The 23,136-nt window shown below is 70.4% G+C and carries 28 protein-coding genes; 22 read left to right on the top strand and 6 right to left on the bottom strand.

Translation table 11 applies throughout. The features are described 5' to 3' along the window. The first annotated feature begins 23 nt into the window (after positions 1–23). Positions 24–2,621: a DNA polymerase III subunit gamma and tau gene (locus tag APR04_RS12655; protein ID WP_253870779.1), complete on the top strand. Its 2,598-nt coding sequence runs from the start codon at positions 24–26 to the stop codon at positions 2,619–2,621. Beyond that, entirely contained in the window at positions 2,618–3,043 is a 426-nt protein-coding gene (locus APR04_RS12650) for an NUDIX hydrolase (protein WP_253870777.1), read from the top strand. Before APR04_RS12655 ends, APR04_RS12650 begins: the two co-directional genes overlap by 4 nt. 4 nt (positions 3,044–3,047) lie before the next feature. On the opposite strand, the gene APR04_RS12645 is transcribed toward APR04_RS12650, so the two are convergent. Next, the gene (locus APR04_RS12645; RefSeq protein WP_253870775.1) at positions 3,048–3,224 is read right to left on the bottom strand and encodes a hypothetical protein; all 177 of its coding nucleotides are present in this window, start codon (positions 3,222–3,224) and stop codon (positions 3,048–3,050) included. A gap of 76 nt (positions 3,225–3,300) precedes the next feature. Between APR04_RS12645 and APR04_RS12640 the strand changes: the two genes are divergently transcribed. Genes APR04_RS12640 through ybiA form a run of 3 tightly spaced genes read left to right on the top strand, consistent with a single transcriptional unit; the run spans position 3,301 to position 4,823 of the window. Next, positions 3,301–3,816 (top strand): MarR family winged helix-turn-helix transcriptional regulator, encoded by a 516-nt coding sequence (locus tag APR04_RS12640; protein ID WP_253870773.1) that lies wholly within the window; start codon positions 3,301–3,303, stop codon positions 3,814–3,816. Beyond that, positions 3,813–4,205 carry a VOC family protein gene (locus APR04_RS12635; RefSeq protein ID WP_253870771.1) on the top strand — a complete coding sequence of 131 codons (393 nt, stop codon included), beginning with the start codon at positions 3,813–3,815 and terminating at the stop codon, positions 4,203–4,205. Before APR04_RS12640 ends, APR04_RS12635 begins: the two co-directional genes overlap by 4 nt. Positions 4,206–4,244: 39 nt before the next feature. Then, complete coding sequence (gene ybiA, locus APR04_RS12630) at positions 4,245–4,823, top strand: riboflavin biosynthesis intermediates N-glycosidase (RefSeq protein ID WP_253870769.1); 579 nt, start codon at positions 4,245–4,247, stop codon at positions 4,821–4,823. Here ybiA and APR04_RS12625 read toward each other — a convergent pair. Further along, positions 4,771–5,325 carry a hypothetical protein gene (locus APR04_RS12625; protein ID WP_253870767.1) on the bottom strand — a complete coding sequence of 185 codons (555 nt, stop codon included), beginning with the start codon at positions 5,323–5,325 and terminating at the stop codon, positions 4,771–4,773. The two genes, ybiA and APR04_RS12625, sit on opposite strands and share 53 nt — an antisense overlap. A gap of 69 nt (positions 5,326–5,394) precedes the next feature. Here APR04_RS12625 and APR04_RS12620 point away from each other — a divergent pair, with 69 nt between their 5' ends. The 4 genes from APR04_RS12620 (at position 5,395) to APR04_RS12605 (ending at position 8,868) form a co-directional block, all read left to right on the top strand. Further along, complete coding sequence (locus APR04_RS12620) at positions 5,395–5,898, top strand: MarR family transcriptional regulator (RefSeq protein ID WP_253870766.1); 504 nt, start codon at positions 5,395–5,397, stop codon at positions 5,896–5,898. Between the two features lie 59 nt (positions 5,899–5,957). Next, complete coding sequence (locus tag APR04_RS12615; protein WP_253870764.1) at positions 5,958–6,407, top strand: GNAT family N-acetyltransferase; 450 nt, start codon at positions 5,958–5,960, stop codon at positions 6,405–6,407. A gap of 115 nt (positions 6,408–6,522) precedes the next feature. After that, positions 6,523–7,338: a nucleotidyltransferase domain-containing protein gene (locus tag APR04_RS12610; protein ID WP_253870762.1), complete on the top strand. Its 816-nt coding sequence runs from the start codon at positions 6,523–6,525 to the stop codon at positions 7,336–7,338. Positions 7,339–7,419: 81 nt separating this feature from the next. After that, complete coding sequence (locus tag APR04_RS12605; protein WP_253870760.1) at positions 7,420–8,868, top strand: serine hydrolase domain-containing protein; 1,449 nt, start codon at positions 7,420–7,422, stop codon at positions 8,866–8,868. A 16-nt stretch (positions 8,869–8,884) separates the two neighbouring features. On the opposite strand, the gene APR04_RS12600 is transcribed toward APR04_RS12605, so the two are convergent. Genes APR04_RS12600 through recR form a run of 3 tightly spaced genes read right to left on the bottom strand, consistent with a single transcriptional unit; the run spans position 8,885 to position 10,589 of the window. After that, positions 8,885–9,358, bottom strand: a complete 474-nt coding sequence (locus APR04_RS12600; protein WP_253870758.1) for a nitroreductase family deazaflavin-dependent oxidoreductase — start codon at positions 9,356–9,358, stop codon at positions 8,885–8,887. Positions 9,359–9,402: 44 nt separating this feature from the next. Beyond that, positions 9,403–9,972 carry a DUF5063 domain-containing protein gene (locus APR04_RS12595; RefSeq protein ID WP_253870756.1) on the bottom strand — a complete coding sequence of 190 codons (570 nt, stop codon included), beginning with the start codon at positions 9,970–9,972 and terminating at the stop codon, positions 9,403–9,405. A gap of 11 nt (positions 9,973–9,983) precedes the next feature. Beyond that, positions 9,984–10,589, bottom strand: a complete 606-nt coding sequence (gene recR, locus APR04_RS12590) for a recombination mediator RecR (protein ID WP_253870754.1) — start codon at positions 10,587–10,589, stop codon at positions 9,984–9,986. 60 nt (positions 10,590–10,649) lie between these two features. Here recR and APR04_RS12585 point away from each other — a divergent pair, with 60 nt between their 5' ends. The 12 genes from APR04_RS12585 (at position 10,650) to APR04_RS12530 (ending at position 22,000) form a co-directional block, all read left to right on the top strand. Then, positions 10,650–11,393, top strand: a complete 744-nt coding sequence (locus tag APR04_RS12585; protein ID WP_253870752.1) for a YqjF family protein — start codon at positions 10,650–10,652, stop codon at positions 11,391–11,393. 63 nt (positions 11,394–11,456) lie between these two features. Continuing rightward, on the top strand, positions 11,457–12,227 hold the full coding sequence (locus APR04_RS12580; RefSeq protein WP_253870750.1) for a TSUP family transporter: 771 nt from the start codon (positions 11,457–11,459) through the stop codon (positions 12,225–12,227). A 117-nt stretch (positions 12,228–12,344) separates the two neighbouring features. After that, positions 12,345–13,631, top strand: coding sequence for an aspartate kinase (locus APR04_RS12575; RefSeq protein ID WP_253870748.1), 1,287 nt, complete (start codon positions 12,345–12,347; stop codon positions 13,629–13,631). A gap of 1 nt (position 13,632) precedes the next feature. Beyond that, a complete protein-coding gene (locus APR04_RS12570; RefSeq protein WP_253870746.1) occupies positions 13,633–14,739 on the top strand; it encodes an aspartate-semialdehyde dehydrogenase in 1,107 nt (368 codons plus the stop codon). A gap of 148 nt (positions 14,740–14,887) precedes the next feature. After that, on the top strand, positions 14,888–15,280 hold the full coding sequence (locus tag APR04_RS12565) for a GntR family transcriptional regulator (RefSeq protein ID WP_253870744.1): 393 nt from the start codon (positions 14,888–14,890) through the stop codon (positions 15,278–15,280). Further along, positions 15,277–16,227: an ATP-binding cassette domain-containing protein gene (locus APR04_RS12560; RefSeq protein WP_253870742.1), complete on the top strand. Its 951-nt coding sequence runs from the start codon at positions 15,277–15,279 to the stop codon at positions 16,225–16,227. The genes APR04_RS12565 and APR04_RS12560 overlap by 4 nt, the downstream gene beginning before the upstream one ends. Next, positions 16,224–17,012 (top strand): hypothetical protein, encoded by a 789-nt coding sequence (locus tag APR04_RS12555; protein ID WP_253870740.1) that lies wholly within the window; start codon positions 16,224–16,226, stop codon positions 17,010–17,012. Before APR04_RS12560 ends, APR04_RS12555 begins: the two co-directional genes overlap by 4 nt. A gap of 11 nt (positions 17,013–17,023) precedes the next feature. Continuing rightward, the gene (locus tag APR04_RS12550; RefSeq protein ID WP_253870738.1) at positions 17,024–17,830 is read left to right on the top strand and encodes a hypothetical protein; all 807 of its coding nucleotides are present in this window, start codon (positions 17,024–17,026) and stop codon (positions 17,828–17,830) included. 184 nt (positions 17,831–18,014) lie between these two features. Next, positions 18,015–18,947, top strand: a complete 933-nt coding sequence (locus APR04_RS12545) for a bile acid:sodium symporter family protein (protein ID WP_253870736.1) — start codon at positions 18,015–18,017, stop codon at positions 18,945–18,947. Positions 18,948–18,966: 19 nt separating this feature from the next. Next, positions 18,967–19,698: a glutamine amidotransferase gene (locus APR04_RS12540; protein ID WP_253870734.1), complete on the top strand. Its 732-nt coding sequence runs from the start codon at positions 18,967–18,969 to the stop codon at positions 19,696–19,698. Positions 19,699–20,042: 344 nt separating this feature from the next. Further along, entirely contained in the window at positions 20,043–21,152 is a 1,110-nt protein-coding gene (locus APR04_RS12535) for a 3-deoxy-7-phosphoheptulonate synthase (protein WP_253870732.1), read from the top strand. 611 nt (positions 21,153–21,763) lie between these two features. Next, positions 21,764–22,000: a hypothetical protein gene (locus APR04_RS12530; protein ID WP_253870730.1), complete on the top strand. Its 237-nt coding sequence runs from the start codon at positions 21,764–21,766 to the stop codon at positions 21,998–22,000. 106 nt (positions 22,001–22,106) lie between these two features. Here the strand turns inward: APR04_RS12530 and APR04_RS12525 are convergent, their stop codons facing one another. Further along, positions 22,107–22,688, bottom strand: a complete 582-nt coding sequence (locus tag APR04_RS12525) for a TetR/AcrR family transcriptional regulator (protein WP_253870728.1) — start codon at positions 22,686–22,688, stop codon at positions 22,107–22,109. Between the two features lie 84 nt (positions 22,689–22,772). On the opposite strand from APR04_RS12525, the gene APR04_RS12520 reads away from it, so the two are divergent. Further along, entirely contained in the window at positions 22,773–23,135 is a 363-nt protein-coding gene (locus tag APR04_RS12520; protein WP_253870726.1) for a DUF4267 domain-containing protein, read from the top strand. Position 23,136 lies beyond the last annotated feature (1 nt).

Here is a 23,136-nt window from a genome sequence, read left to right as displayed (position 1 = left end):
CGAGGCCGTCTATCGTTGCGGGGGTGAGCACCGCCCTATACCGCCGCTACAGGCCCGAGACGTTCGCCGAGGTGATCGGCCAGGACCATGTCACGGGCCCCCTCATGCAGGCCCTGCGCAGCGGGAGGGTCAACCACGCCTATCTCTTCAGCGGTCCACGAGGTTGCGGTAAGACGACGTCGGCACGCATCCTCGCCCGCACGCTCAACTGCGCGAAGAACACGCCCGAGTCGCCGATCGACACCCCGTGCGGTGAGTGCCACTCGTGCGTCGAGCTGGCGCGTGGCGGTTCCGGGTCGCTCGACGTGGTGGAGATCGACGCGGCGTCGCACAACGGTGTGGACGACGCGCGTGACCTGCGCGAGCGGGCCACGTTCGCCCCGGCTCGTGACCGGTACAAGATCTTCATCCTCGACGAGGCGCACATGGTGACGCCGCAGGGTTTCAACGCGCTGCTGAAGATCGTCGAGGAGCCGCCGCCGCACATCAAGTTCATCTTCGCGACCACGGAGCCGGACAAGGTGATCGGCACCATCCGGTCGCGTACGCATCACTACCCGTTCCGGCTCGTGCCGCCGGACGTGCTGTCGCCGTACCTCGAGCTGCTGTGCGGCACCGAGGGTGTCGAGGTGGGCGCAGGCGTGCTCCCGCTGGTCACCCGGGCGGGCGGCGGTTCGGTCCGCGACTCCCTGTCCGTGATGGACCAGCTCATCGCGGGCGCCACCGGCGGCGTCGTCGACTACGACCTCGCCGTCGGCCTGCTCGGCTTCACGCACGCGACCCTGCTGGACGACGTCGTGGACGCGCTCGCCGCCCGTGACGGTGGCTCGATCTTCCGGGTCGTTGACCAGATCATCGCGACCGGGCACGAGCCGCGCCGGTTCGTCGAGGACGTGCTGGAGCGCCTGCGTGACCTCATCGTCATCGGCGTCTCGGGCGACGCGGCCAGCGCGGTGCTGCGGGGCATCCCCACCGATCAGCTCGACCGCATGCGGACCCAGGCCGGGCGGCTCGGGGTGGCGGAGCTGTCGAGGGCAGCCGACCTGGTGAACGCGGCGCTCACGGAGATGACCGGCGCCACGTCGCCGCGCCTGCACCTGGAGCTGCTGTGCGCTCGCCTGCTCCTGCCCGGGGCCGACGACGGCGCCGCAGGGCTGGCCGCGCGCATCGACCGGCTCGAACGGGGCGGTGCTATCGCTTCCGGCGCGCCCGCCCCGGCCGCTCAGGGCCGGGACGCAGCTCCGGACCGGGCACAGGCAGGGGAGCCGACGACGGGCGGGCTCGCCGGCGCCGCCGCCGCACGTGCGGTGCTCGACGCGCGCAAGAAGCGGGGCGAGCCGGGCCAGCCGCCGGCCGCCCAGGAACCGGCTCCGGCAGCTCCTGCTCCGGCGCGGGAGCCGGCTCCCGCGCGTCCTGCTGCCGCAGCGGAGCCGGAGCCGACGGGTGAGGTCGCACCGGCGCCGTCGACGGCTGCCGAACCGGCACCCGTCGCCCCAGAGCCGGAGCCGGAGCCGGAGCCGGCCGGCGAGCAAGCCGCACCGGCGCAGCCTGCTCCAGCGGAGCCCGCGCCGGAGCCGCCCGCGTCGGTGGCTGTTCCGGCCGTCTCTCAGGGCACCGAGCCGGGTGTCACGACGGAGACCGTCCGGCGACGCTGGCCCGAGGTGCTCGGCGCGCTCGCCGCCGCCCGCGTGACGTGGTCGCTCGTCGGCCCGAACGCGCAGGTCGCGGCCCTTGAGGGCAACACGCTGAAGCTGGGCTTCGCGGCTCCCGGCCTGGCGCGCACCTTCTCGAACGCGCGGCACACCAGCGCTGTGGAAGAAGCGGTGTATCAGACGCTCGGCATCCGCGTCCGGGTCGAGGCGACGCTCGACGAGGGGCCGTCCGGGGGTGGTGGACCGTCCGCAGGTGGAACCTCGGGCGGTGGCACGTCGGGCGGAGGTCCGTCGCGTGGTGCGTCATCGCCGGGTGGCGGTGCGGTCCCGTCGTCGGACGCGCCTCGGCGTGAGACGCCTGCGCCCGCTGTCGCTCCGGCGCCCGACTGGCCCGATGTGTCCCCGCCGGGCGGGGCTGCCACGACCTCCGTGCCGTCTGCCTCGGCCATGGCAGCTGCTCAGGGGAGCGTCGCCGTCGCTGAACGCCCCGAGCCGTCCAGGCCTGAACCGTCTGGTCCCGGGCCTGGACGTCCGGAACCCTCTCGGCCCGCCGCCCGTCCACCCTCCGCGGCGAGCGCTGCCGACGAGGCCTGGCTCTCGGGTGCGGCCACGGCCGAGCCTCCCGCCGACTACGACATGCCCGAGCCCGAGCCGGTCTACGAGGATCGGGCCCCTACGCCTGCGGGAGCCCCGATGTCGGGGGCAGGGAGTGCCCGGGAGGCGCTGCGACAGGCGAGCGAGCGTCGGGCGCGAGCGGCGAACGGTGCCCCCGCCGGACCGCGTGGCGGTGCCTCGGCAACCGCGAGTGCGAGCACCCCAGGGACTGCGTCGCCGGCGGACGGACCTGACTTCTACGACGAGCCGTCCGCCGACGACCCGGACATCACGTCGGCCGGGATGGTCGGCGTGCCGCTCGTGGTGCAGGTGCTCGGTGGAACGGTGATCGAAGAGATCGTGGACCAGGCATGAGTGCGGACGGCGCCATCGGCCCGATCACGACGCTCCGCATCGTCGCGGCCGTCGTGGAACGTTCGGACGGGCGGCATCTGCTCGTCCGCAAGCGGGGCACCCACGCCTTCATGCAGGTGGGCGGCAAGATCGAGCCTGGTGAAGAGCCCTTGGCGGCGCTGGTGCGGGAGTTCGAGGAGGAGGTCGGGGTGCGGATCGAGACAGCCGACATCGAGAGCCTCGGCCGGTTCGGGGCGCCTGCCGCGAACGAGCCGGACCACGTCGTCGACGCGTACGCCTACCGCGTGCGCCTGCGGCCCGGCACCGAGATCGCCGTCCAGGCAGAGCTCGAGGAGCTCGTCTGGATCGATCCTGCCGACCCGGTCGCGAGCTACCCCATCGCGCCGCTGTCGCGGGACCTGCTCACCGCAGCCGGGCACTGAGCGCTCATCGGTCGGCCTGCCCTGCCTGATACCGCGCAACGCGGGCGGCGCGCTCGCGTTCCATCCGGCGCCGGGGATCGGTGTCGTCGGCCTGCTCGGCGGGCCCTGCCACGTGCAGAAGCAGCCAGGTGAGCCGCCATCTGACGCGGTACCCCAGGGTCAGGCCGTCATTGTTCGGCATGCCGTTCCTCCATTTGCTTGGTGTACAAATAGTTTGCCTGCAAACTGTTAGTCTGGTCAACATCGAGAGGAGCCACATGACCGTCACATCACGGCCCGACGCCCCGGCGCAGTCCGGCGAGAGTGCCCAGAGGGAGGCCCCGGCCGACGGCGGCGCGGCGGCGAGCGAAGACCTCCTGGCCCTCGACCGTCAGGTCTGCTTCGCCCTCGCCGTCGCCTCACGCAGCGTCATCGCGCTGTACCGGCCGCTGCTCGATCCGATGGGCATCACCCATCCGCAATACCTGGTCCTGCTTGCGCTCTGGGAGGGGTCGCCGCTCTCGGTCAAGCAGCTCAGCGGGCTGCTGCAGCTCGATCCCGGCACGCTGTCGCCCCTGCTCAAGCGGCTCGAGGCGATTGGCTACGTGACACGACGTCGGGATCCGCGCGACGAGCGGGCGCTCGCCGTCGAGCTCACGGAACCAGGTCGCGCGCTGCGCGAGCAGGCGCTGCTCGTGCCGCCGGCGATCATGGCTCGGCTGGGCATGTCCGCCGAGGAGCTCAAGGCGCTGCATCGCAGCCTCACCCGGGTCATCGCAGCGGCCGCTCCGTGAGTCGCGGCCGGCTGCACCACGTCGAGCTGTGGGTCCCGTCCCTCGAGCGAGCGGAGCGGTCGTGGGGCTGGCTCCTCACCACGCTCGGCTACACCGAGCACCAGCGCTGGGACGCCGGGGTGAGCTGGATCCTCGACGGCACTTACGTCGTCGTCGAGCAGAGCCCGGCGCTCGCCGCAGACGTCCACGACCGCCGTGCGCCCGGGCTCAACCACCTGGCCATCCACGGCGGTACGCGTGACGAGGTTGACCAGCTCGTCGCGGCGGCGCCCGACCACGGCTGGGCGCTCCTGTTCCCCGACCGGCATCCGCACGCCGGTGGTCCCGACCACTACGCCGCCTACCTGGAGAACGAGGACGGCTACGAGGTCGAGGTCGTCGCGGACTGACATTCCGGTGTGTCAGTAGCTGCTGCCACACTCCGTCACATGTCCGACGACGTCACGTCTCAGCCCGCACGCGTCCGCTCCGTGGAAGGGCTCCGGGCGTTGATCGAGGGTGGGGCTGCGGTCAAGTACCTGCACTTCTGGGGGCACCGGCCCGAGCCGGACGGGACCGCCGGCAGGGGCTGTCTGAGCCAGTGGTTTCCCGCGCCCTTCGAGGTGGCGGGCGAGCGCTATGCCACTGCGGAGCACTGGATGATGGCGGAGAAGGCGCGGCTGTTCGGTGACCCGGACGCTGAGCGCGCGGCGATCGACGCCGCGAACCCGGCGCTCGCCAAGGCTGCCGGGCGTACCGTCCGCGACTTCGACGACGACGGCTGGGTGCGCGAGCGGTTCGAGATCGTGGTCCGCGGCAGCACGCACAAGTTTGCGGCGCACCCGGACATGCGTACGTTCCTGCTGCGCACCGGCTCGCGGGTACTCGTAGAGGCCAGTCCACGTGACCGGATCTGGGGGATCGGGATGGGCGCCAAGAACGAGAACTCGGAGGACCCGGCGGCCTGGCGTGGCCTCAACCTGCTGGGCTTCGCTCTGATGGAGGCTCGAGAGCGGCTTCGGGGCTGAGCGGCCGGGCGGCGAGCAGCACCGTCATCCACACCATCGTGAACGGGATGACCGTGACGTTCTTGATCGCGAGCTCCCATGACATCCAGGTGGACTCGTCGATACCGCCCACCCGGCCGGCCAGGGCGTCCGGGATCGCCTTGAAGACGATCAAAAAGACGATCAGGAGTCCGGTGCTGGCCAGGATCGTGGCCCAGCGCCGTGACATCCATGCGGACCATCGTGCTCCGGCTTCGGCCCACTCGACCGACCGATCGCGCAGCAGGGCCCGCGCGAGCCACGCGACGAACAGGAAGCGGGCAGCCGCGGTGAACAGTTCGCCGCCCACGCCGCCGGCCCAGTCCGCGGTGCCGCTCACGGAGAGGAAGCGCTGGACCGAGGCGAGGGCACCGAACGCGAGGGCGACCGGATAGTTCCGGGCGAAGAAGTGCCAGGCGGCGGCGAGTATCTCGACAGCCTCGGCCCAGGCGCCTGGCCGTGCGGTCGCGGTGCGGGTCGGCATCCGATCCTCCGTTTAGTCGACTAAACAGTTCGGTGAACTAAACAGTATGGTGCGGTGCACAATGGAGGAATGTCAACACCTCCTCCCGCTGCGGCGCCGGACACCGACGCTGCTGCTGCCGGAGCCCGGCTCGGCACAGAGCTGAGCGACGCCGTCGTGATGTTCCACGAGGCGCTCGGCGCCTTGATGGGACTTTCGGCGGCGGACCACAAGGCTCTCGGTGTGATCCGCCGCGACGGGCCGATGTCCGCGCGGGAGCTTGCCGACCGGACGGGGCTCACCGCCGGCGCCGTGACCGGACTCGTGGACAGGCTGGAGCGCGCGGGCTACGCCCGACGGGCGCGGCACGAGACGGACCGGCGGCAGCTCGTGATCGAGGCGACGGCCCCCGCGTCACCGCAGGTGCAGAAGGCTCTGGTGGAGATGCAGGTGGCCATGGCCGGGGTGACTGAGCAGTTCTCCGTCGACGAGCTGACGGTCGTTGCGCGCTGGGTGAGTCTGACCACCGCGACCATGCGGGAGCAGGCGGCGCAAGTCCGTACGAGTCAGGGTCCGGAGCGGGCGCGGCCATAGGTCCCGGCAGGGGCGCCGGTCGGTCCCGCAGTGTCAGTGGCTCGTGGAAGTGTTGGGGTATGGCAGACCTGCAGCTCGCGGAGCTCACCGTAGACAATCTTCCGGCGGCGCTCCGGCTGCCCCCTCAGGCAGACGACGTGGAACCGGTGTCACCGGTCGCATGGTCGGTCGCCGAGGCCTACGTCAATCCCACCGCATGGCCCAGAGTGGTCCTCGACGGCGACGAGGTGGTCGGTTTCGTCATGGCGAACTGGAGCCCGGACGAGCAGATCGCGGAGTTCCGAGCCGGGATCTGGCGCCTCAACGTGGCCCGTGCAGCGCGCATGCGCGGGGTCGGCCGGTTCGCCGTCGAGCAGGTAGCCGCTGAGGCCAGGCGGCGCGGGCTCGACCGCATCACCGTTCTCTGGGTCCCGGGGCCGGACGGGCCCGAGGAGTTCTATCTGCGCTGCGGTTTCCGCAAGACAGGGAACATCGTGTTCGACCAGGTGGCGGGAGAGCTGCTGCTCTGACGCGGACACCAGGAGCGGACACCAGGAGGGGAACCCCTTCGCCGCCTGGGTGGAGCCCAGCGCCGGCCACGGAAAGACCGCGACACTGCCGTCGTCCAGCCGCTACCTTCCGTGGATGCGCAACATCCCCGACTCGATGGACCCGGACGTCGTCCGTGCCATCGACGCGCGCCTGGACCGTGTCGAGGAGGAGCAGGGCGTCAGCATCGTGTGGGCCATCGAGAGCGGAAGCCGAGCGTGGGGATTCCCGTCGCCGGACTCGGACTACGACTGCCGCTTCCTGTACGCGCGCCCCGTGGCGGACTACCTGGGCCTGCGCCCGCGGCGTGACGTGATCGAGACGCCGCTGGACAGAGTCTTCGACCTCAACGGCTGGGACGTGCGCAAGGCGTTCGGGCTGATGGTCAAGGGAAACGCCACGGTGGGAGAGTGGCTGCGCTCGCCGATCGTGTACCGCGGTGACGCCGTCCTTCGCGACGAGCTGGTGGCGCTCGCCGACGACGTGGTGGACCGGCACGCGCTGACGAGGCACTACGTGCACGTGGCCAGGAACAACCTGGCCCTGCTCGCCACGAGCGGTGTGGCGAAGAAGTTCTTCTACGCGCTGCGTCCGGCGGTCACGCTGCGCTGGATGCGCGTGCGGGACGACTCGACGCTTCCCCCGATGGACCTGCCGACGCTCGTGGCCGAGGCCGCGGTGCCCGAGGACGTCAGGATGGCCGTCGACGAGCTGATCGGTCACAAGTCGCGTACGCGTGAGATGGGCGCGCTGGTGGTGCCCGACATCCTCCTGGCGTTCGTCGAGGCGGAGCTGTGCCGCGCCGAGGCGGACCTGCCGGAGCCGAGGACGCCGGAAGCGGACGAGTCCCGTGCCCGAGCCTGGGCGCTTGCCGAGGACGCGTTCCGACGTCTGGTCGGCGTGCCGTCCTGACCGCATGGCGGGCCAAGCTCTCGCCGTCGGGCGGGGTGCGGAACAATGTCCCGTCGCCGAGCGAGAGGACGTGTCTGGAGCATGTCGCGGATCCTGCCCCGCTCCACCCCACAGGCCGAGGGGGTCGACCCCGCAGCGGTGCGGGGACTCGTCGACCACCTGGATCGCCTCGAGGACGTGCACAGCCTGCTGGTGCTGCGGCACGGCCGCGTGATCGCCGAGAGCTGGTGGCATCCGCACACCGCCGACCGCCCGCACACGATGTTCTCGGTGAGCAAGAGTTTCACGGCGACGGCAGTCGGGATGGCGGTCCACGAAGGGCTCCTCACCGTGGACGATCACGTGCTCGACCTCCTGCCGGACGACGCCCCTGCCGACCCGGGCGAGTTCCTGCGAGCGATGCGGGTGCGGGACCTGCTGACCATGACGACGGGCCACAGCGCCTCGACCATGGAGGGCATCGGCCGCACGATCTCCCTGCCGGGCTCCCGCTGGGCCCGTGCGATCCTGGCGCAGCCCGTGGAGCACGAGCCGGGCACGCACTTCCTGTACAACACGGGTGCGACCTACCTGCTGTCGGCGATCCTGCACCGGCTCACGGGGGAGCGGCTGCTCGACTACCTGACGCCGCGTCTGCTGGTGCCGCTCGGCATCACGCACGCCGCGTGGGAGCAGGACCCGGACGGCATCGACACCGGCGGGTTCGGGCTGTCGATCACCACGGAGGAGATGGCGGCGTTCGGACAGCTCTGCCTGCAGGGTGGGGTGTGGGAGGGGCAGCAGCTCGTCCCGGCCGAGTGGGTAGCGGCGGCGACGTCGAAGCAGGTCCCGAGCGGCCCCCACGAATGGCCCGAGTGGAACCAGGGCTACGGCTACCAGTTCTGGCAGTGCCGGCACGGTGCCTACCGGGCCGACGGTGCGTTCGGGCAGTACATCCTCGTCTGGCCGGATAAGGACCTGGTCATCACCATGACGTCGGGCCTGTCGGACCTGCAGTCGGTCCTCGACGCGGTGTGGGACACGCTCCTGCCCGACGACGCCTGGGCCGGTCGGTCGGCCGCCGAGGAGGTGCCCCTCGCCGGGCCGGACACCGTGGTCCCGTCCGGGCTCGCACTGGCCACCCCGGACGGGGCCCCGTCGTCGCCGATCGAGCAGTCGCTGCGGGGCGTGACCTACGAGCTCGAGCCGAACCCGCGTGACGTCAGTGCGCTCAGGCTGGGCCGCGACGCGTACGGCCGGACCGAGGTGGCCTTCACGATCGGTGGGCTTGACCACTTCGCGCGGTTCGGACACGGCGAGTGGAGCCCAGGAACCTGTTCGCTCCGTGGCGCACCGGCCGACGTCGCGACCGCCGCCGCCTGGACCGACGAGTCGACGCTGCGCGGCCGGATAATGTTTCTCGGCACCCCGTTCGAGTGGCGCCTGGAGCTGCGGTTCTCCCGCGAGGAGGTGGCCGTGACGATCGACCGGAACGTCGCCTTCGGCGAGCGCGGCCTGCTGGACGTCCGGGGCAGGGTGCGCCGGACCTGACCTCGGCAGCGGGCAGTCAGGCCGGGCGGAAGGCCATCAGCGGCAGCTTCTCGACCAGCAGACGGCGGTCCTCTTCCGTGCCGCGGTAGTCGAACCCGGCGAGCTTGCTGAGCAGCTTGCGCAGCACCGGTTGGAGGATGCCGTAGCGTCGCTCGTAGTGGCGCAGCACGTCGACCGCCTCGTCGGTATCGAGCAGACGGACCTCCGCACGGTGTGGGGTACGCCCGAAGCTGACCCTGGCATCCCCGTTCGCGCCGATGTTCAGGAGCCACTGGGCGCTCTCCCCGAACCCACAGACCACCACGGCCTCGCCGTTGCTCCGGTCGTAGCGGAGCACCTCCAGCACGACGGTGTGCTCGACCCCTGTCCGGCGGCCTACGTGCGTGAGCTGGAGGAACCGCTTGCCGAGCATCCCTCCCATCCCGTGCCGGTACAGGGCATTCGGTGCGCCGAAAACCGTCTTCAGCCACGGGGGCATGGTGGTAGCCATGTGCCTAACGTAGGTGTGCTCGGGCCAACGTGCGACGTCAGTCCTCAGGAGTGCAGAGCGTCGTACTCCGCCTCGGCGGCTACGTCGTCCTCCACGTCGAGGCGCACGTGCGCCAGCAGCCCCTGCAGCACCCGTAGTGCGGACGCCGCGCGCTCGCCCCACAGCGAGAAGTAGGAGAACTGCCACCACCACAGGGCCTCGAGCTCGTGGCCGGTGTCGAAGTGCTGCAGGCCCTTGGCCAGCGCCTCGGCGACGCACGCGAGGTCACCGGACAGGGACGCCTGACCGACGTCGTCGCTCAGCACCGGGTCCACCACCTCGGTGTAGTCGTCGAACCCGTCGAACATCTTGGACAGGGCCTCGCGCAGCGGGTCGAGGTCGGTGTCCGGGCCGGCGTCGGGCTCGTAGCGTTCCTTTGGCACGACATCCACGATCGCGGCGAGGCGCGCTCCCGCGGCCAGCAGGTCGGACGACGCGAGGACGAGCAGCGAGAGCTCAGCTCCCGGCATACCCCCGGACGCCACCTGGGTCACCGTCGACAGGAACGTCCGTGCCTGTGTGGACACCTGGTCTGCGACCTCGCTGAGGTCCGACCCGGGGGTTATCTCACTCATCGTGATCCCACCTACTTGTCGTTGCCGATGACACGGCGGCCTTCGAACGCGCGGCCGAGCGTCACCTCGTCCGCGTACTCCAAGTCTCCACCCACGGGGAGACCCGAGGCCAGCCGCGAGACAGTGATACCCATGTGAGCCATCAGTCGGGAAAGATAGGTCGCCGTGGCCTCTCCCTCGACGTTGGGGTCGGTGGCGAGGATGACCTCCTGCACCGTCCCGTCGGCCAGCCGGGCCAGGAGCTCGCTGATGCGCAGGTCGTCCGGGCCGACGTTCTCGATGGGATTGATGGCTCCGCCGAGCACGTGGTAGCGGCCGCGGAACTCACGGGTGCGCTCGATGGCGACCACGTCCTTCGGCTCCTCCACGACGCAGATCACATCGTCGCTGCGCCGCGGGTCGAGGCACACGCGGCAGCGCTCCGCCTCGGCGACGTTGCCGCAGAGCGCACAGAACTGGACGCGCAGCTTCACCTCGGTGAGCGCATGGACCAGCCGCTTTACCTCGTCGTTGTCGCTCGCGAGCAGGTGGAACGCGATGCGTTGCGCGCTCTTGGGCCCGACGCCGGGAAGCCGGCCGAGCTCGTCGATCAGGTCTTGGACCGCGCCTTCGTACACAAGAGGTCAGCCTACGGGTCGGCACCGACACGCGTGTCGAGGGCTGGTACGTTCCCCGGCGTGACAGGTTCCGAGGCGCGGACCGGGAAGTTCCTCTCGGCACAGTGGCGCCGGTTGGTGATGCTCAGCTACGAGATCGATCCCGCGATCCTGCGGCCGCTCGTCCCGCGCGGTGTCGAGCTCGACACCTGGTCCGGCCGGCACGTCGTGAGCGTCGTCGGGTTCCAGTTCCTCGACACTCGCGTGCTCGGCGTCCCTGTCCCGTTCCACCGCGACTTCGACGAGATCAACCTGCGGTTCTACGTGCGCCGCCGCGCGGACGACGGCTGGCGGCGCGGTGTCGTCTTCGTCAAGGAGATCGTGCCCCGCTGGGCACTGGCCACCGTCGCCAGAGCCGTCTACGGCGAAAAGTACGTGGCGCGACCGATGCGGCACCGGATCGGGCTGCGGGACGACCGCGAGACCCCGGACGGCGTGGTGGAGTACTCGTGGCGCGACGCCGGCGACTGGCACCACGTCCGGGCCACCACCGAGGGCAGCGCACAGCCGCTCGTCGAAGGCTCCCAGGAGGAGTTCATCACCGAGCACTACTGGGGATATGCCGCGCAGCGCGGCGGTGGCTCGGTCGAGTACCGCGTCGAGCACCCGAGCTGGCGCGTCTGGCAGGCCCGCGACCCCGCCCTCGAGTGCGACGTCGAGCAGGTGTACGGCCGGCAGTTCGTCGAGAGCCTCGCCGCCGAACCGGTCTCGGCGTTCATCGCCGACGGCTCCCCGGTCACCGTCCGCCGCGGCACGCGCCTGTGAGCGCCGGCTCCGCCTGACCGAGACCGGACCCGCCGAACGGCGCGGATCGCGCACAATACGTCCGTGCCCGAACTCGATCTGCTCACCATCGTCCTCCTCCTGCTCGCCGGCCTCGCCGCCGGGTGGGTCGACGCCGTCGTGGGCGGTGGCGGCCTGATCCAGCTGCCCGCCCTGCTGCTCGTGCCGGGGATCAGCCCGGTGCAGGCCCTTGCGACCAACAAGCTCGGCAGCATCATGGGCACCTCCACCAGTGCCATCACCTTCTACCGGCGGGTTCAGCCCGACCTGCACACCGCCGGCCCGATGGCCCTCGCCGCACTGGCCGGTGCGTTCGGCGGCGCGATCGGCGCCTCCCACATCCCGGAGCAGCTCTTCAAGCCGATCATCCTCGTGGTGCTCGTCGGCGTGCTGGCCTGGACGCTGCTCAAGCCGAACGTCGGCCAGCACGACGACCTGCGCTGGGTCGGCAACGGGCACAAGCGGATCGCCGCCCTGATCGGCCTGCTCATCGGCGCGTACGACGGGCTCCTCGGCCCGGGTACTGGCACGTTCCTGGTCATCAGCCTCGTCAGTGCCCTCGGGTACTCGTTCCTCCCGGCGTCGGCCATCGCGAAGATCGTGAACTTCGCGACCAACGCGGGCGCCCTGATCTTCTTCGTGCCGAGCGGCGCCGTCATCTGGAGCCTCGGCCTCGGGCTGGGTGTTGCCAACCTCATCGGTGCCTACATCGGCGCCCGGATGGCGGTGGCCAAGGGCTCGAGGTTCGTCCGCGTGGTGTTCGTCGTCGTGGTCGGTGCCCTGATCGCCCGCCTGGGCTGGGACGTCTTCCTCTGAGCCCACGACGTGGGACGCACTACCCCTGGGATCGCCATGCACGTACCATCGACCCGCAAACCCAACCACCCGGCGGGCCGTTGAGACAGACGGAGGCCGGCAACGGAAGGCAGGCGCATGGCACTTGTCGTGCAGAAGTACGGCGGATCCTCGCTCGGGGACGCACGCAGCGTGAAGCGCGTCGCGAAGCGGATCGCCGAAGCGAAGAGAGCGGGCAACGACGTGGTCGTGGTGGTGAGCGCCATGGGCGACACCACCGACGAGCTTCTCGACCTCGCGCAGCAGATCACCCCGCTCCCGCCCAAGAGGGAGCTCGACATCCTCCTCACCGCGGGCGAGCGCATCTCCATGTCGCTCCTGGCGATGGCGATCAACAACCTCGGTGTGCGGGCCAAGTCCTACACGGGCCAGCAAGCCGGTCTCATCACCGACGCGGTGCACGGCAGGGCGCGGATCGTCGACGTCGTACCGCATCGCATCCGCGAGACCCTGAACAAGGGCCAGGTCGCCATCGTGGCCGGCTTCCAGGGCGTCACCAAGAAGACGAACGACGTCACCACCCTCGGTCGCGGCGGCTCCGACACGACGGCGGTAGCGCTCGCGGCCGGTCTGGACGCCGACGTCTGCGAGATCTATACGGACGTCGACGGCGTGTTCACCGCCGACCCGCGCATCGTGCCCAACGCCCGGAAGATCGAGTGGGCCTCCTACGAGGAGATGCTCGAGCTCGCGGCGAGTGGTGCCAAGGTGCTCGCGCTGCGCAGCGTGGAGTACGCGCGCCGGTACAACGTGCCGATGCACGTGCGCAGCTCGTTCAGCGCCCACGAGGGCACGCGCGTGAGCTCCAAGGAAATGAAGCCCCAGAAGTTGAAGGAGAGCACCATGGAAGCCGCGATCATCTCCGGTGTGGCGCACGACCGTTCCGAGTCCAAGATCACCGTCGTGGATGTCCCGGACGTGCCGGGCTCTGCCTCGCGCATCTTCGAGGTCGTGGCCCGGACCGGTGCGAACATCGACATGATCGTGCAGAACGTGTCGGGGGCGTCCACCGGCCTGACCGACATCTCCTTCACGCTGCCGGGCTCCGACGGGCCTGCTGTCATGGCCGCCCTCACCGCTGTGCAGACGGAGCTCGGCTTCCACTCGCTCCAGTTCGACGACCAGATCGGCAAGCTGTCGCTGGTCGGCGCCGGTATGAAGTCGCACCCGGGCGTCTCGGCCCGGCTCTTCGCCGCGCTGCGGGACGCGGGGATCAACATCGAGATGATCTCCACCTCGGAGATCCGGATCTCGGTGGTGACGCGCGCGGACTCGTTGGACGACGCGGTGCGCGCCGTGCACACCGCCTTCGGGCTCGACGGCACCGACGGTGAGGCTGTCGTCTACGCGGGAACGGGGCTCTGACATGGCCGAGATCTCTGATCAGGGCGTGCACGTCGCCGTCGTCGGCGCTACCGGTCAGGTGGGTGCCGTGCTGCGCCGCCTGCTGGAGGAGCGGGACTTCCCCGTTGCGTCGGTGCGGTTCTTCGCGTCGGCCCGTTCAGCGGGCACCACGCTCCCGTTCGCCGGGGTGGACGTCCCGGTGGAGGACGTCGCGGCGACCGCCACCGATGATCTCGCCGACATCGACATCGCCCTCTTCTCCGCGGGTGGTGGCACGTCGCGCGAGCACGCGCCACGGTTTGCCGAGGCGGGCGCGGTCGTCGTCGACAACTCGTCGGCCTGGCGGCTCGACCCCGAGGTCCCGCTCGTCGTCTCCGAGGTGAACCCTGAGGCCGTCGAGGAGGCGGTCAAGGGCATCGTCGCCAACCCGAACTGCACCACGATGGCCGCGATGCCGGTGCTCTCGCCGCTGGCGAAGGCGGCAGGGCTGGAGCGGCTGCGCGTCGCGACCTACCAGGCAGTGTCCGGTTCCGGGCTGGCCGGGGTGGACGAGCTGGCCGGCCAGGTGCGCTCCGGCGCAGGGCAGGACCTCGAAGGTCTTGTGCACGACGGCAGGTCCGTGGACCTGCCCGATCCCAAGGCGTACGTCGCGCCCATCGCCTTCAACGTGCTCCCGCTGGCCGGCAACCTGGTCGACGACGGCTCGGGCGAGACCGACGAGGAGCAGAAGCTCCGCAACGAGTCCCGCAAGATCCTCGGCCTGCCCGACCTGGCCGTTGCCGGCACCTGCGTGCGCGTGCCGGTGTTCACCGGTCACTCGCTGTCGATCCACGCGGAGTTCGAGCGGGCGATCACCCCGGACGAGGCCCGCAAGCTGCTGGCCGACGCTCCCGGCGTCCAGCTGGCCGACGTCCCGACGCCGCTCGCGGCGGCCGGCATCGACCCGTCCCTGGTGGGGCGCATCCGCACGGACCAGTCGGTGCCGGACGGTCGCGGCCTGGTCCTGTTCGTCAGCAACGACAACCTCCGCAAGGGGGCAGCGCTGAACGCCATCCAGATCGCCGAGCTGATCGCGGCCGACCTGGCCGAGCTGCACACGCTCGACGCAGCGGAGCCCGCCGACACGTAACCCGGTCGGCGATCACCGCCAGGAGGGGCGGGGCAGCGTGCGCACGCACGCGGCCCCGCCCCTCTGTCGTACCCGAAAGGACTTGCGTCCGGAGCAAGTTCTATGGTTCATTAGTCAAGCAACGAACCACTGAACGTCAGGACGAGACATGTTCGACGGACCCGAGCCCATCTATGTGCAGATCGCAACCTGGATCCGCGCCCAGGTGCTCGCCGGCGAGCTCGGCGAGGAGGAGCAGGTGATGTCCACCACCCAGTTCGCGACCACTTTCCGGATCAACCCCGCGACGGCGGCCAAGGCGTTCTCCGGGCTGGTCGACGAGGGCGTCCTCTACAAGCGCCGCGGCGTCGGCATGTTCGTAGCGCCCGGTGCCCGTCAGGCGCTGCTCGCCGACCACCGGAAGCACTACTTCGAGGACGTCCTGGCTCCGGTCCTGCAGCAGGCGGACATCCTCGGGATCACCACCGACGAGATAGTCGCCTACGTCCTCGGCGCCGAGGGCGAGCGAACCAGCGACCCGCACACCAAGGAGGAGTCATGACGTCGACCGCACCTTTCGGCGCCCGGCTGGACGACGTCGTCGTCCAGTTCGGCAAGAACCGCAGGATGCTGGCGAACGGCACCGTGGTCAAGGACGAGGCCAGCACCGCGCTCGACGGCGCGACGGTCACGATCCGGCCGGGGACCATCACGGGGGTGCTCGGCCGCAACGGTGCGGGCAAGACCACGATGCTCTCGCTGCTGGCGGCGTTCACCCGTCCGACGGGCGGCACCGTCGTCGTCGGGCCGGAGGGCGCGGAAGAAGACCCGTGGGAGAACTCGTGGATCACCTCGGGTACGCAGCTCGTGCGGGAGAGCGGCGACCTGATCAACGACGACAAGGTCTCGACCTCGCTGAAGTACTACGCCGACATGCGGCCGGACTGGAGCGCCGAGACGGCGGAACGCCTGCTCGACGTGTTCGAGGTCGATCTCCGCAAGAAGCCGTCCGCCCTGTCGCGCGGGAAGCGGTCGGCGGTCGGGGCCACCATCGGCCTGGCCACGCGCGCACCGCTCACGATCTTCGACGAGGTCTACCTCGGCATGGACGCCCCGACCCGGTACGCGTTCTACGACGAGCTTCTCGCCGACTACGCGGCGCACCCGCGCACCATCCTGCTCTCGAGCCACCTGGTCGAGGAGGTCGAGCGGCTGTTCGAGGACGTCATGGTCATCGACGGCGGGCGCGTGCTCCTGGCGGAGTCCGCGGACCAGATGCGGGCGCGCGGGTTCAGTCTCACGGGCGCCAAGGACGCCGTCGGGCGGCTCGCGGAGGGTCGCCGCGTGCTGCACCGCCAGCAGCTCGGCGCGACCGTGCAGGTCACGCTGGAGGGGGCGCTCGACGACGACGAGCTGGCGGCCGCCAGTGCGGCGGGGGTCGAGGTAGGGGCCGTGCCGGTCCAGGACCTGTTCGTCCGCCTCACCGATCCACGGGGCGTGCCCTCATGAGCGTCGCGACGGCCCGGGTCGCCGTCGGTGCAGGCAGGGACGTGCTGGTCCGTGAGGCCGAGCGGCGCGCCGCACGGCGGGCGGCCGGTGTCACGATCCGCATCGTGCGCACGGTCGGCGGGCTGTACTGGGCGATCTTCGTGGCAGTGGCCGCCGCGATCATCGTCGGCATGACGTGGTTCGGCTCGGGCCTCGACGTAGGCATCCTCGACGCCCAGCTGGGCGGGCCGTCCCGCTGGTTCATGATGGTGCTGGGGATGATCGTCCCCTCCGCGTATCTGCGACTCCACGTCGCAGCCGGCGGCACACGCGGGGCGCTCGCGACGGGGACCGTCCGGGGCGCACTCGTCAGCGGCGCGATGTTCGGCCCGGTGACCGCGATCTACCTGGTCGGTGAACGCGCGTTGTTCGGGGCGCTGGACCAGAGCTGGTCGCGTACCTACGGGCTGCCGGTGGACGGCTGGGCGGGCATCGCGCTGACGATGCTGACCGAATCGTTCGTCGTCGCCACGTACTACCTGGTGGGCGCCGCGATCTCGGCGGGCTACCACCGCCTCGGCATGGTGCGGGGTACTGCGTACATCGTCGCCGCGCTCGTCCCGGCGGCGCTGGTCGACCTGGCGACGCACACCGGGGTCACGACCCTTGTCGCCGGCCCGGAGGTCCTGCTCGGCGGCGGCCCGGGCGTCCTGCTGAGCGTGGCCGGCGGCCTGGTCGCGATCGCGCTGGCGGCCTGGCTGTTCAGCCTGCCGCTGCGCTCGGTCCAGCTGCGGCCACAGGTCTGAGGGGGATGACGATGACAACACCGACCATCGAGGAGACCACGATGAGCCGCATCGAGCTCGACCGGGCCGCCTACCGGCGCGGCGTCGCCGCCGTCGGTAGGAAGCTCAGCAGGACCGGTGCCGTCGTCGGGATCTGGTTCTGGGCCGTCTATGCGCTGTACGCCGTCGGGATCAGCGTCGGTCACGCCGTGACGGGCGGGGACCTGGCGATCAGTGCGCTCGACACCACGCTCGGCGCCGCCCGCTGGACGATGATCTGGCTCGGCACCGTCGTTCCGATCGCGCTCCTGGTGCTCCACCTGGCCGCCGGGGGCAGCCGGCGGTCCCTGTTCGGGGGTGTGGTTCGCGGTGCCCTCGTCGTCGGTGCAGGCTTCGGCGTCGTGACCACCCTCGCCCTGCTGGGCGAGCGTCTGCTGAGCGAGTCGCTCGGGATGACCTGGAACCGCCTCGGAGGGCTCCCGTTCGAATCGCCCGTCGAGGTGCTCGGCACCGCGGTCGCCGAGGCCTTCGTGATCACCACGTACATCCTGTACGGCGCGTGCATCGGGGCCGGCTTCCTGCGTGCAGGGGCCTGGGGCACGCTCCTGATCGTCCCGCTCGGGATTCCTGCCGTGCTCGTCGACCTCGCGACCCGGACCGGTGTGGTGGGGACGCTCGCCAACGTCGAGCTCAGGCCCGACATCGAGCACGCGGTAGTGCCCATGTCCGAGGGCCTCATGACCACTCTGCTCGGCGTCGGCGGAGGAGCTCTCGCGGTCGCCCTGGCCGCGGTCGCGCTCTACGCCCTCCTGCGGGCCGTTCCCGTGCGCTCTGCCTGAGCCGTGCCGAGCCTGAGCCGTGCCGACCCACCGGGTCCGACCGGCCTCACCGACGAAGGAGCTCCCAGGACATGAAGCTCTTCCGCTGGGAGTGACCACCTGACGGGACCCGGCCCAGGCCTCGGCCGGGCCGGGTCTATCGTGACCCGGCCGATGTCGAGGCCGACACCCGGGAGAGGAACACATGGGAACGTTGCGGAAGATCGCAGAGCTGGCCGGACGCTGGTTCGCCGTACTTGTGCTGCTGGGCGGAGTGGCGGGCCTGCTCGCGCCGGCCCAGCTCGCACCGCTCGCCGCACACATCCCGCTGTTCCTCGGGATCATCATGTTCGGCATGGGCCTGACCCTGCGGGGCAGCGACTTCGCCCTCGTCGCCAAGCGGCCGTTGGCGGTGCTGATCGGGGTCGCCGCGCAGTTCCTGATCATGCCGCTGCTCGCGTGGGGCGTCAGCGGCGTCTACGGCCTCACCGGCATGGCGCTGCTCGGCATGATCCTCGTCGGGTCGGCACCGGGTGGCACGGCCTCCAACGTCATCGTGTACCTCGGCAAGGGTGACACCGCACTGTCCGTGACGATGACCGCCATCTCCACCGTGCTCGCGCCGTTCCTCACCCCTGTGCTCATCCTGTGGCTCGCCGACGAGACCCTCGACGTCGGGTTCATGGACCTGTTCGGCTCGATCGTCCAGGTGGTGCTCGTCCCGGTGCTCGCAGGCCTGGTGGTGCGTGCCGTCGCCGGGAAGTTCGTCGAGAAGCTGCTGCCGTACCTGCCACTGGTCTCCGTGGGCGGCATCGTCGTGGTGGTGCTCGGGGTGGTGGCCGCCAACGCCGAGACCGTGCTCTCGACCGGGCTGCTGCTGGCGCTCGCCGTCATCACGCACAACCTGCTCGGGCTCCTGCTCGGGTACGGCGCCGCGAGGGTGGCAGGGCTGGACCGGGCGGCTCGCCGCGCGGTGAGCGTCGAGGTGGGCATGCAGAACTCCGGTCTCGCCGCGAGCCTCGCGGCCAGCCACTTCACGCCTGCCGCCGCGCTGCCGGCCGCGCTGTTCTCCGTGTGGCACAACCTGTCCGGGGCCGGTCTGGCGACGTGGTGGGCTCGACGTTCCGAGACGCGCTGATCTCCCCTACTCTCTTGTCATGAAGCCGTTCCTGCTGCTGGCGACGCGCGGAGAAGACATCGCCGCGGACGGCGAGTACGCGGCGTTCTGCCAGTACGGCGGGCTCGAACCGGACCAGCTGCACCGGGTGCGCCTCGAGCGGGACCCCTTGCCGCCGGTGAACCTCGACGACTACTCGGGTGTGCTCGTCGGCGGCGGGCCGTTCAACTCCTCGGACCCCGCGGAGAAGAAGGGCCCGGTGCAGCTCCGCGTCGAGGCGGAGCTCGCCGCGCTGCTCGACGAGCTGGTCGCCCGCGACTTCCCGTTCCTCGGCGCCTGCTACGGCGTCGGCACGCTGGGTGCCCACCAGGGTGCGGTGATCGACGGGACGTACGGGGAGCCGGTGGGCCCGGTCGTCGTGGAGCTGACACCGGACGCGGCGTCGGACCCGCTGCTCGCGGGGGTGCTGCCGACGTTCCCTGCGTACGTGGGCCACAAGGAGGCAGTGCGCAAGCTGCCGGACCATGCGGTGCTGCTCGCGTCGTCGGCCGACTGCCCGGTCCAGATGTTCCGGATCAAGCAGAACCTGTACGCCACGCAGTTCCACCCGGAGCTGGACGTCGCGGGGATGCAGCAGCGGATCGTCGTCTACCGCGACTACGGCTACTTTCCCCGCGAGGAGGCCGAGCTGGTGCGCGAGCGGGTCATCGCGGTGACCGTCGCCGAGCCGATGCGAATCCTGCGGGCATTCGTGGAGCGCTACGCCCGGTAGGCGGGCCGCGCGGGCGGTGGTTGGGTCGGGCGGGGTCGGCAGGCACAGGGCAGGGCGGCCACACCCGACTGTGATGGACCGCATCCTGGAACTCGGTGGACAGCCCGCTGGGGTCGGGCTACCGTTTTGGCCGTGGACATCCGTTGGTATTGGCGCTTTACGTCGGCTCCTGGTGGAGCTCGGCGGGCGCACGCCTGACCAACTTTCCACCCGGAGCCAGGGCCTCGGACGCCGATCGCGTCCAGGCCCTTCGTCTTTGCCAGACGGGCCGCTCCGGACCAGGAGTCGGTGGCGGGCCGTCCGGTTCCTCGAACCAGACCCGCCTACCAGGAGCCCCGATCCCGATGAGCATCACGCCTGCGGAACCCAGCACCGAGACATCCGACCTCGGTACCCGCACCTCCGACCTGCGCATTCGCGCTCTCGACCCGCTCCCAGCGCCGAACAGCCTGCTGGAGTCGATGCCGCTCGGCACCGCCCGCAGCGACCTCGTCACGACGTCCCGCCGCGAGGTGCGCGACGTCCTGGCCGGCGACGACGACCGGCTGCTGACGATCGTCGGGCCGTGCTCGGTGCACGACCCGGCCGCCGCGCTCGACTACGCCGCCCGGCTCGCCACGCTCCGGCGTGAGCTGTCGGACGACCTGGTCGTCGTCATGCGGGTGTACTTCGAGAAGCCGCGGACCACGGTCGGATGGAAGGGCCTCATCAACGACCCGCACCTGGACGGATCGCACGACGTGCGGCACGGCCTGAACCTCGCCCGCGAGGTGCTCCTCGGTGTGCTGGACGCCGGTGTGCCCGCCGGGGCCGAGTTCCTCGAGCCGACCAGCCCTCAGTACATCGCCGACGCCGTGACCTGGGGCGCGATCGGCGCCCGCAACGTGGAGTCGCAGGTGCACCGGCAGCTCGCCTCGGGCCTCTCGATGCCCGTCGGGTTCAAGAACGCGACTGACGGCGACGTGCAGATCGCCGTGGACGGCTGCGTCACCGCCGCGAGCGAGCACACCTTCTTCGGGGCCGACGGCGAAGGGCGTGCCGCAGCGGTCGAGACGACCGGCAACCCGGACTGCCACGTGATCCTGCGCGGCGGGCGTTCGGGCCCCAACTACTCTTCCGAGGACGTCGCGGCCGCGCTGCGCGTGGCGCGGTCCTCCGGTCTGGGCGGCTCCGTCGAGAACGGCGTGATCGTGGACGCGAGCCACGGCAACTCGGGCAAGGACCACGTGCGCCAGGCCGGGGTCGTTCACGAGATCGCGAACCGCATCGCGGACGGCGAGCGCGGCATCACGGGCCTCATGATGGAGAGCTTCATCGAGGCCGGCGCACAGAAGCCTGCTCCGCTGTCCGAGCTGGTCTACGGCCAGTCGGTCACCGACAAGTGCATGGACTGGGACACCACGGAGGACCTTCTTCGTGACCTGGCCAAGGCCGTCCGGGAGCGTCGGGGCTGACGCTCCGCTGATCGGACCTCTCGCTGGTCGGGCTTGTGCCTCCGCTGGTCGAGCTTGTCAAGACCTGGTCTCGACAAGCTCGGCCAGCGGAGCGCTCGGTGTGTGGCTGGATCAGTGACCGAGCAAGGACAGCGGTACCACTCCTCGAGCCTCAACGGGTTGTCCAGGAGCCGCCGCTGATATTCGATCACGCCTCTACGCTGCCGTTAGCAGGCACTCTACGCTGGTGTTAGCAGGGCTTCTATGCTCGCGATAGCAGACGTTCTACGCTTGCGTTCGCACGGCTCCTATGGAGTCTCACTCATCAGCCCTTTGCGGGCGGCGGCAGCACCTAGGTTCTACTCTCAGCGCATGACCAGCGTCGAAGCGGTGGACCCGGCCGAAGCAGCGGAGACAGGGGCACCGCGCCGGCGTGGTAGCAGCTGGATCCCGTCACACTCATCGTGGCGCTGTTCGTGGACCTCGGCGCGCGGCAAGGCATCGCCCGCCTCGGGCGGGATCGAGACGGGCTCGTCCGCCTGCTCCCTCGGCATGCAGCTCCTGGACTGTCTTCCCCTGCGGACTACGGGACGATATTCGGCACCGACGACGACGTGGTTGTGGGGCAAACCGTGAGAAACCCTTCGTCCTGGCCGGTCACGGTGATCAGCACGGACCTGGACGTCCACCGGCTCCAGCCCGTGCCCGATGAGCAGCGTGACGACATCATGTTTGCCGCCCGCCCGGCAGACGGTGGCGTTCCCGACGGCACCCAGAGCGCCGTCGTCATCCCACCGGGGGGTGCTCTACGTGGGCGGTATAGCAGCGACCGCCTCGGTACGGCTCTCCAGGAGGCGTGCGAGGCCTGAACGCTGGTCAGCACGGCCCACGGCACGAGGGAGCGCGTTCGTCGTTGAGCGACATACGGCCGTCGGCCAGTTCGTCGCAGTCTCGCGGCTGACGCCGCAGGTTCAGTCAGGTGGCTGCCGGTGCGAAGCGGCTGATCAGTAGATCCAACCGGGCACCGTGCAGGTCGGCAGGGAGGCGGCCGCTGCGCTCGAGCATGGCCAGGCCGTGCAGGCTCGCCCAGAAGGTTTCGGCGAGGATGCCGGGGTCGTCGTCCGCGGCCAAGGGCTGGACAGCCTGCAGAATCTCGTCGAACCCGTTGCGCAGATGGACGGGGGTGTCGGGTCTCGCAAACGGCAAGTCGACCGCATGGGTGAACATCGCGTCGTAGAGCGCGGGGCGCTTTCGGGCGAAACCCGTGTAGGCGGTTGCGACCGCGGCGACAGCTTCGCGGGTTCCGTGGGCAGCGATTCGTGCGACGCGCACCTCGTCGGCCAGCTCCTCGAAGCCCTGAACGGCGACCGCCGTCATGATGGCGGTCTTGCCCTTGAAGTGGCTGTACAGGACGGGCTGGCTGTACTCGATCTCGGCGGCGAGCCGGCGGGTCGTTACCGCCTCCCAGCCCTCCGTCTCTGCCAGCTCGCGGGCTGCCGCGACGATCTGCTGCTCACGCTGCGCCCGCTCGCGCTCCCGGCGCGTCTGAATCGTCATGCTCCGATCCTAGCGCTGCTAGCCGATCTGCCCCTGACCTGCTAGCGTGACTACGCAACCTATCAGCGCTAGAAAGGAGATGGCATGACCGTCGTTGCGTACGCCCTGGCCGTGGTCCTCAACCTGTTCATCGTGTACATCGGGGTGGGCTTCCTGCGCAGGCCATACCGCGCCGCCGCTGGCTATGGTGTGCCCGCCACCCAGGACCGCGCCTACCTCGAGATCAAGGGGATTCGGGACGCCACCTTCGGTGTCGCGGGCTTGGCGGTCCTGTTCTTCGCGGGCGCCCACGCCGGGGCGTGGTTCATGCTCGCAGTGACGTTGGCGCCGCTTGGCGACACCGTGATCGTGCTGCGTCACGGTGGTACTAAGGCGGTCGCCTTCGGGATCCACTTCGCCACCGCGGTTGTCATGCTGGTCAGCGCAGGTCTGCTGTTCGCCGTCTGAG

Origin of the sequence: Promicromonospora umidemergens (assembly GCF_024171995.1) — a bacterium.
In the GTDB taxonomy this organism is placed as follows: Bacteria; Actinomycetota; Actinomycetes; order Actinomycetales; family Cellulomonadaceae; genus Promicromonospora; species Promicromonospora umidemergens.
This window is presented reverse-complemented; position numbering and strand designations above follow the sequence as displayed.

Coding starts and splice junctions, on each gene's coding strand:
- APR04_RS12645 (WP_253870775.1), bottom strand. CDS start 3,224: ATGCCGAACAATGACGGCCTGACCCTGGGGTACCGCGTCAGATGGCGG.
- APR04_RS12545 (WP_253870736.1), top strand. CDS start 18,015: ATGGGAACGTTGCGGAAGATCGCAGAGCTGGCCGGACGCTGGTTCGCC.
- APR04_RS12600 (WP_253870758.1), bottom strand. CDS start 9,358: ATGGCTACCACCATGCCCCCGTGGCTGAAGACGGTTTTCGGCGCACCG.
- APR04_RS12625 (WP_253870767.1), bottom strand. CDS start 5,325: ATGCCGACCCGCACCGCGACCGCACGGCCAGGCGCCTGGGCCGAGGCT.
- APR04_RS12595 (WP_253870756.1), bottom strand. CDS start 9,972: ATGAGTGAGATAACCCCCGGGTCGGACCTCAGCGAGGTCGCAGACCAG.
- APR04_RS12555 (WP_253870740.1), top strand. CDS start 16,224: ATGAGCGTCGCGACGGCCCGGGTCGCCGTCGGTGCAGGCAGGGACGTG.
- APR04_RS12605 (WP_253870760.1), top strand. CDS start 7,420: ATGTCGCGGATCCTGCCCCGCTCCACCCCACAGGCCGAGGGGGTCGAC.
- APR04_RS12565 (WP_253870744.1), top strand. CDS start 14,888: ATGTTCGACGGACCCGAGCCCATCTATGTGCAGATCGCAACCTGGATC.
- APR04_RS12620 (WP_253870766.1), top strand. CDS start 5,395: ATGTCAACACCTCCTCCCGCTGCGGCGCCGGACACCGACGCTGCTGCT.
- APR04_RS12575 (WP_253870748.1), top strand. CDS start 12,345: ATGGCACTTGTCGTGCAGAAGTACGGCGGATCCTCGCTCGGGGACGCA.
- APR04_RS12640 (WP_253870773.1), top strand. CDS start 3,301: ATGACCGTCACATCACGGCCCGACGCCCCGGCGCAGTCCGGCGAGAGT.
- APR04_RS12520 (WP_253870726.1), top strand. CDS start 22,773: ATGACCGTCGTTGCGTACGCCCTGGCCGTGGTCCTCAACCTGTTCATC.
- APR04_RS12550 (WP_253870738.1), top strand. CDS start 17,024: ATGACAACACCGACCATCGAGGAGACCACGATGAGCCGCATCGAGCTC.
- APR04_RS12525 (WP_253870728.1), bottom strand. CDS start 22,688: ATGACGATTCAGACGCGCCGGGAGCGCGAGCGGGCGCAGCGTGAGCAG.
- ybiA (WP_253870769.1), top strand. CDS start 4,245: ATGTCCGACGACGTCACGTCTCAGCCCGCACGCGTCCGCTCCGTGGAA.
- APR04_RS12650 (WP_253870777.1), top strand. CDS start 2,618: ATGAGTGCGGACGGCGCCATCGGCCCGATCACGACGCTCCGCATCGTC.
- APR04_RS12615 (WP_253870764.1), top strand. CDS start 5,958: ATGGCAGACCTGCAGCTCGCGGAGCTCACCGTAGACAATCTTCCGGCG.
- APR04_RS12535 (WP_253870732.1), top strand. CDS start 20,043: ATGAGCATCACGCCTGCGGAACCCAGCACCGAGACATCCGACCTCGGT.
- APR04_RS12540 (WP_253870734.1), top strand. CDS start 18,967: ATGAAGCCGTTCCTGCTGCTGGCGACGCGCGGAGAAGACATCGCCGCG.
- APR04_RS12610 (WP_253870762.1), top strand. CDS start 6,523: ATGCGCAACATCCCCGACTCGATGGACCCGGACGTCGTCCGTGCCATC.
- APR04_RS12560 (WP_253870742.1), top strand. CDS start 15,277: ATGACGTCGACCGCACCTTTCGGCGCCCGGCTGGACGACGTCGTCGTC.
- APR04_RS12570 (WP_253870746.1), top strand. CDS start 13,633: ATGGCCGAGATCTCTGATCAGGGCGTGCACGTCGCCGTCGTCGGCGCT.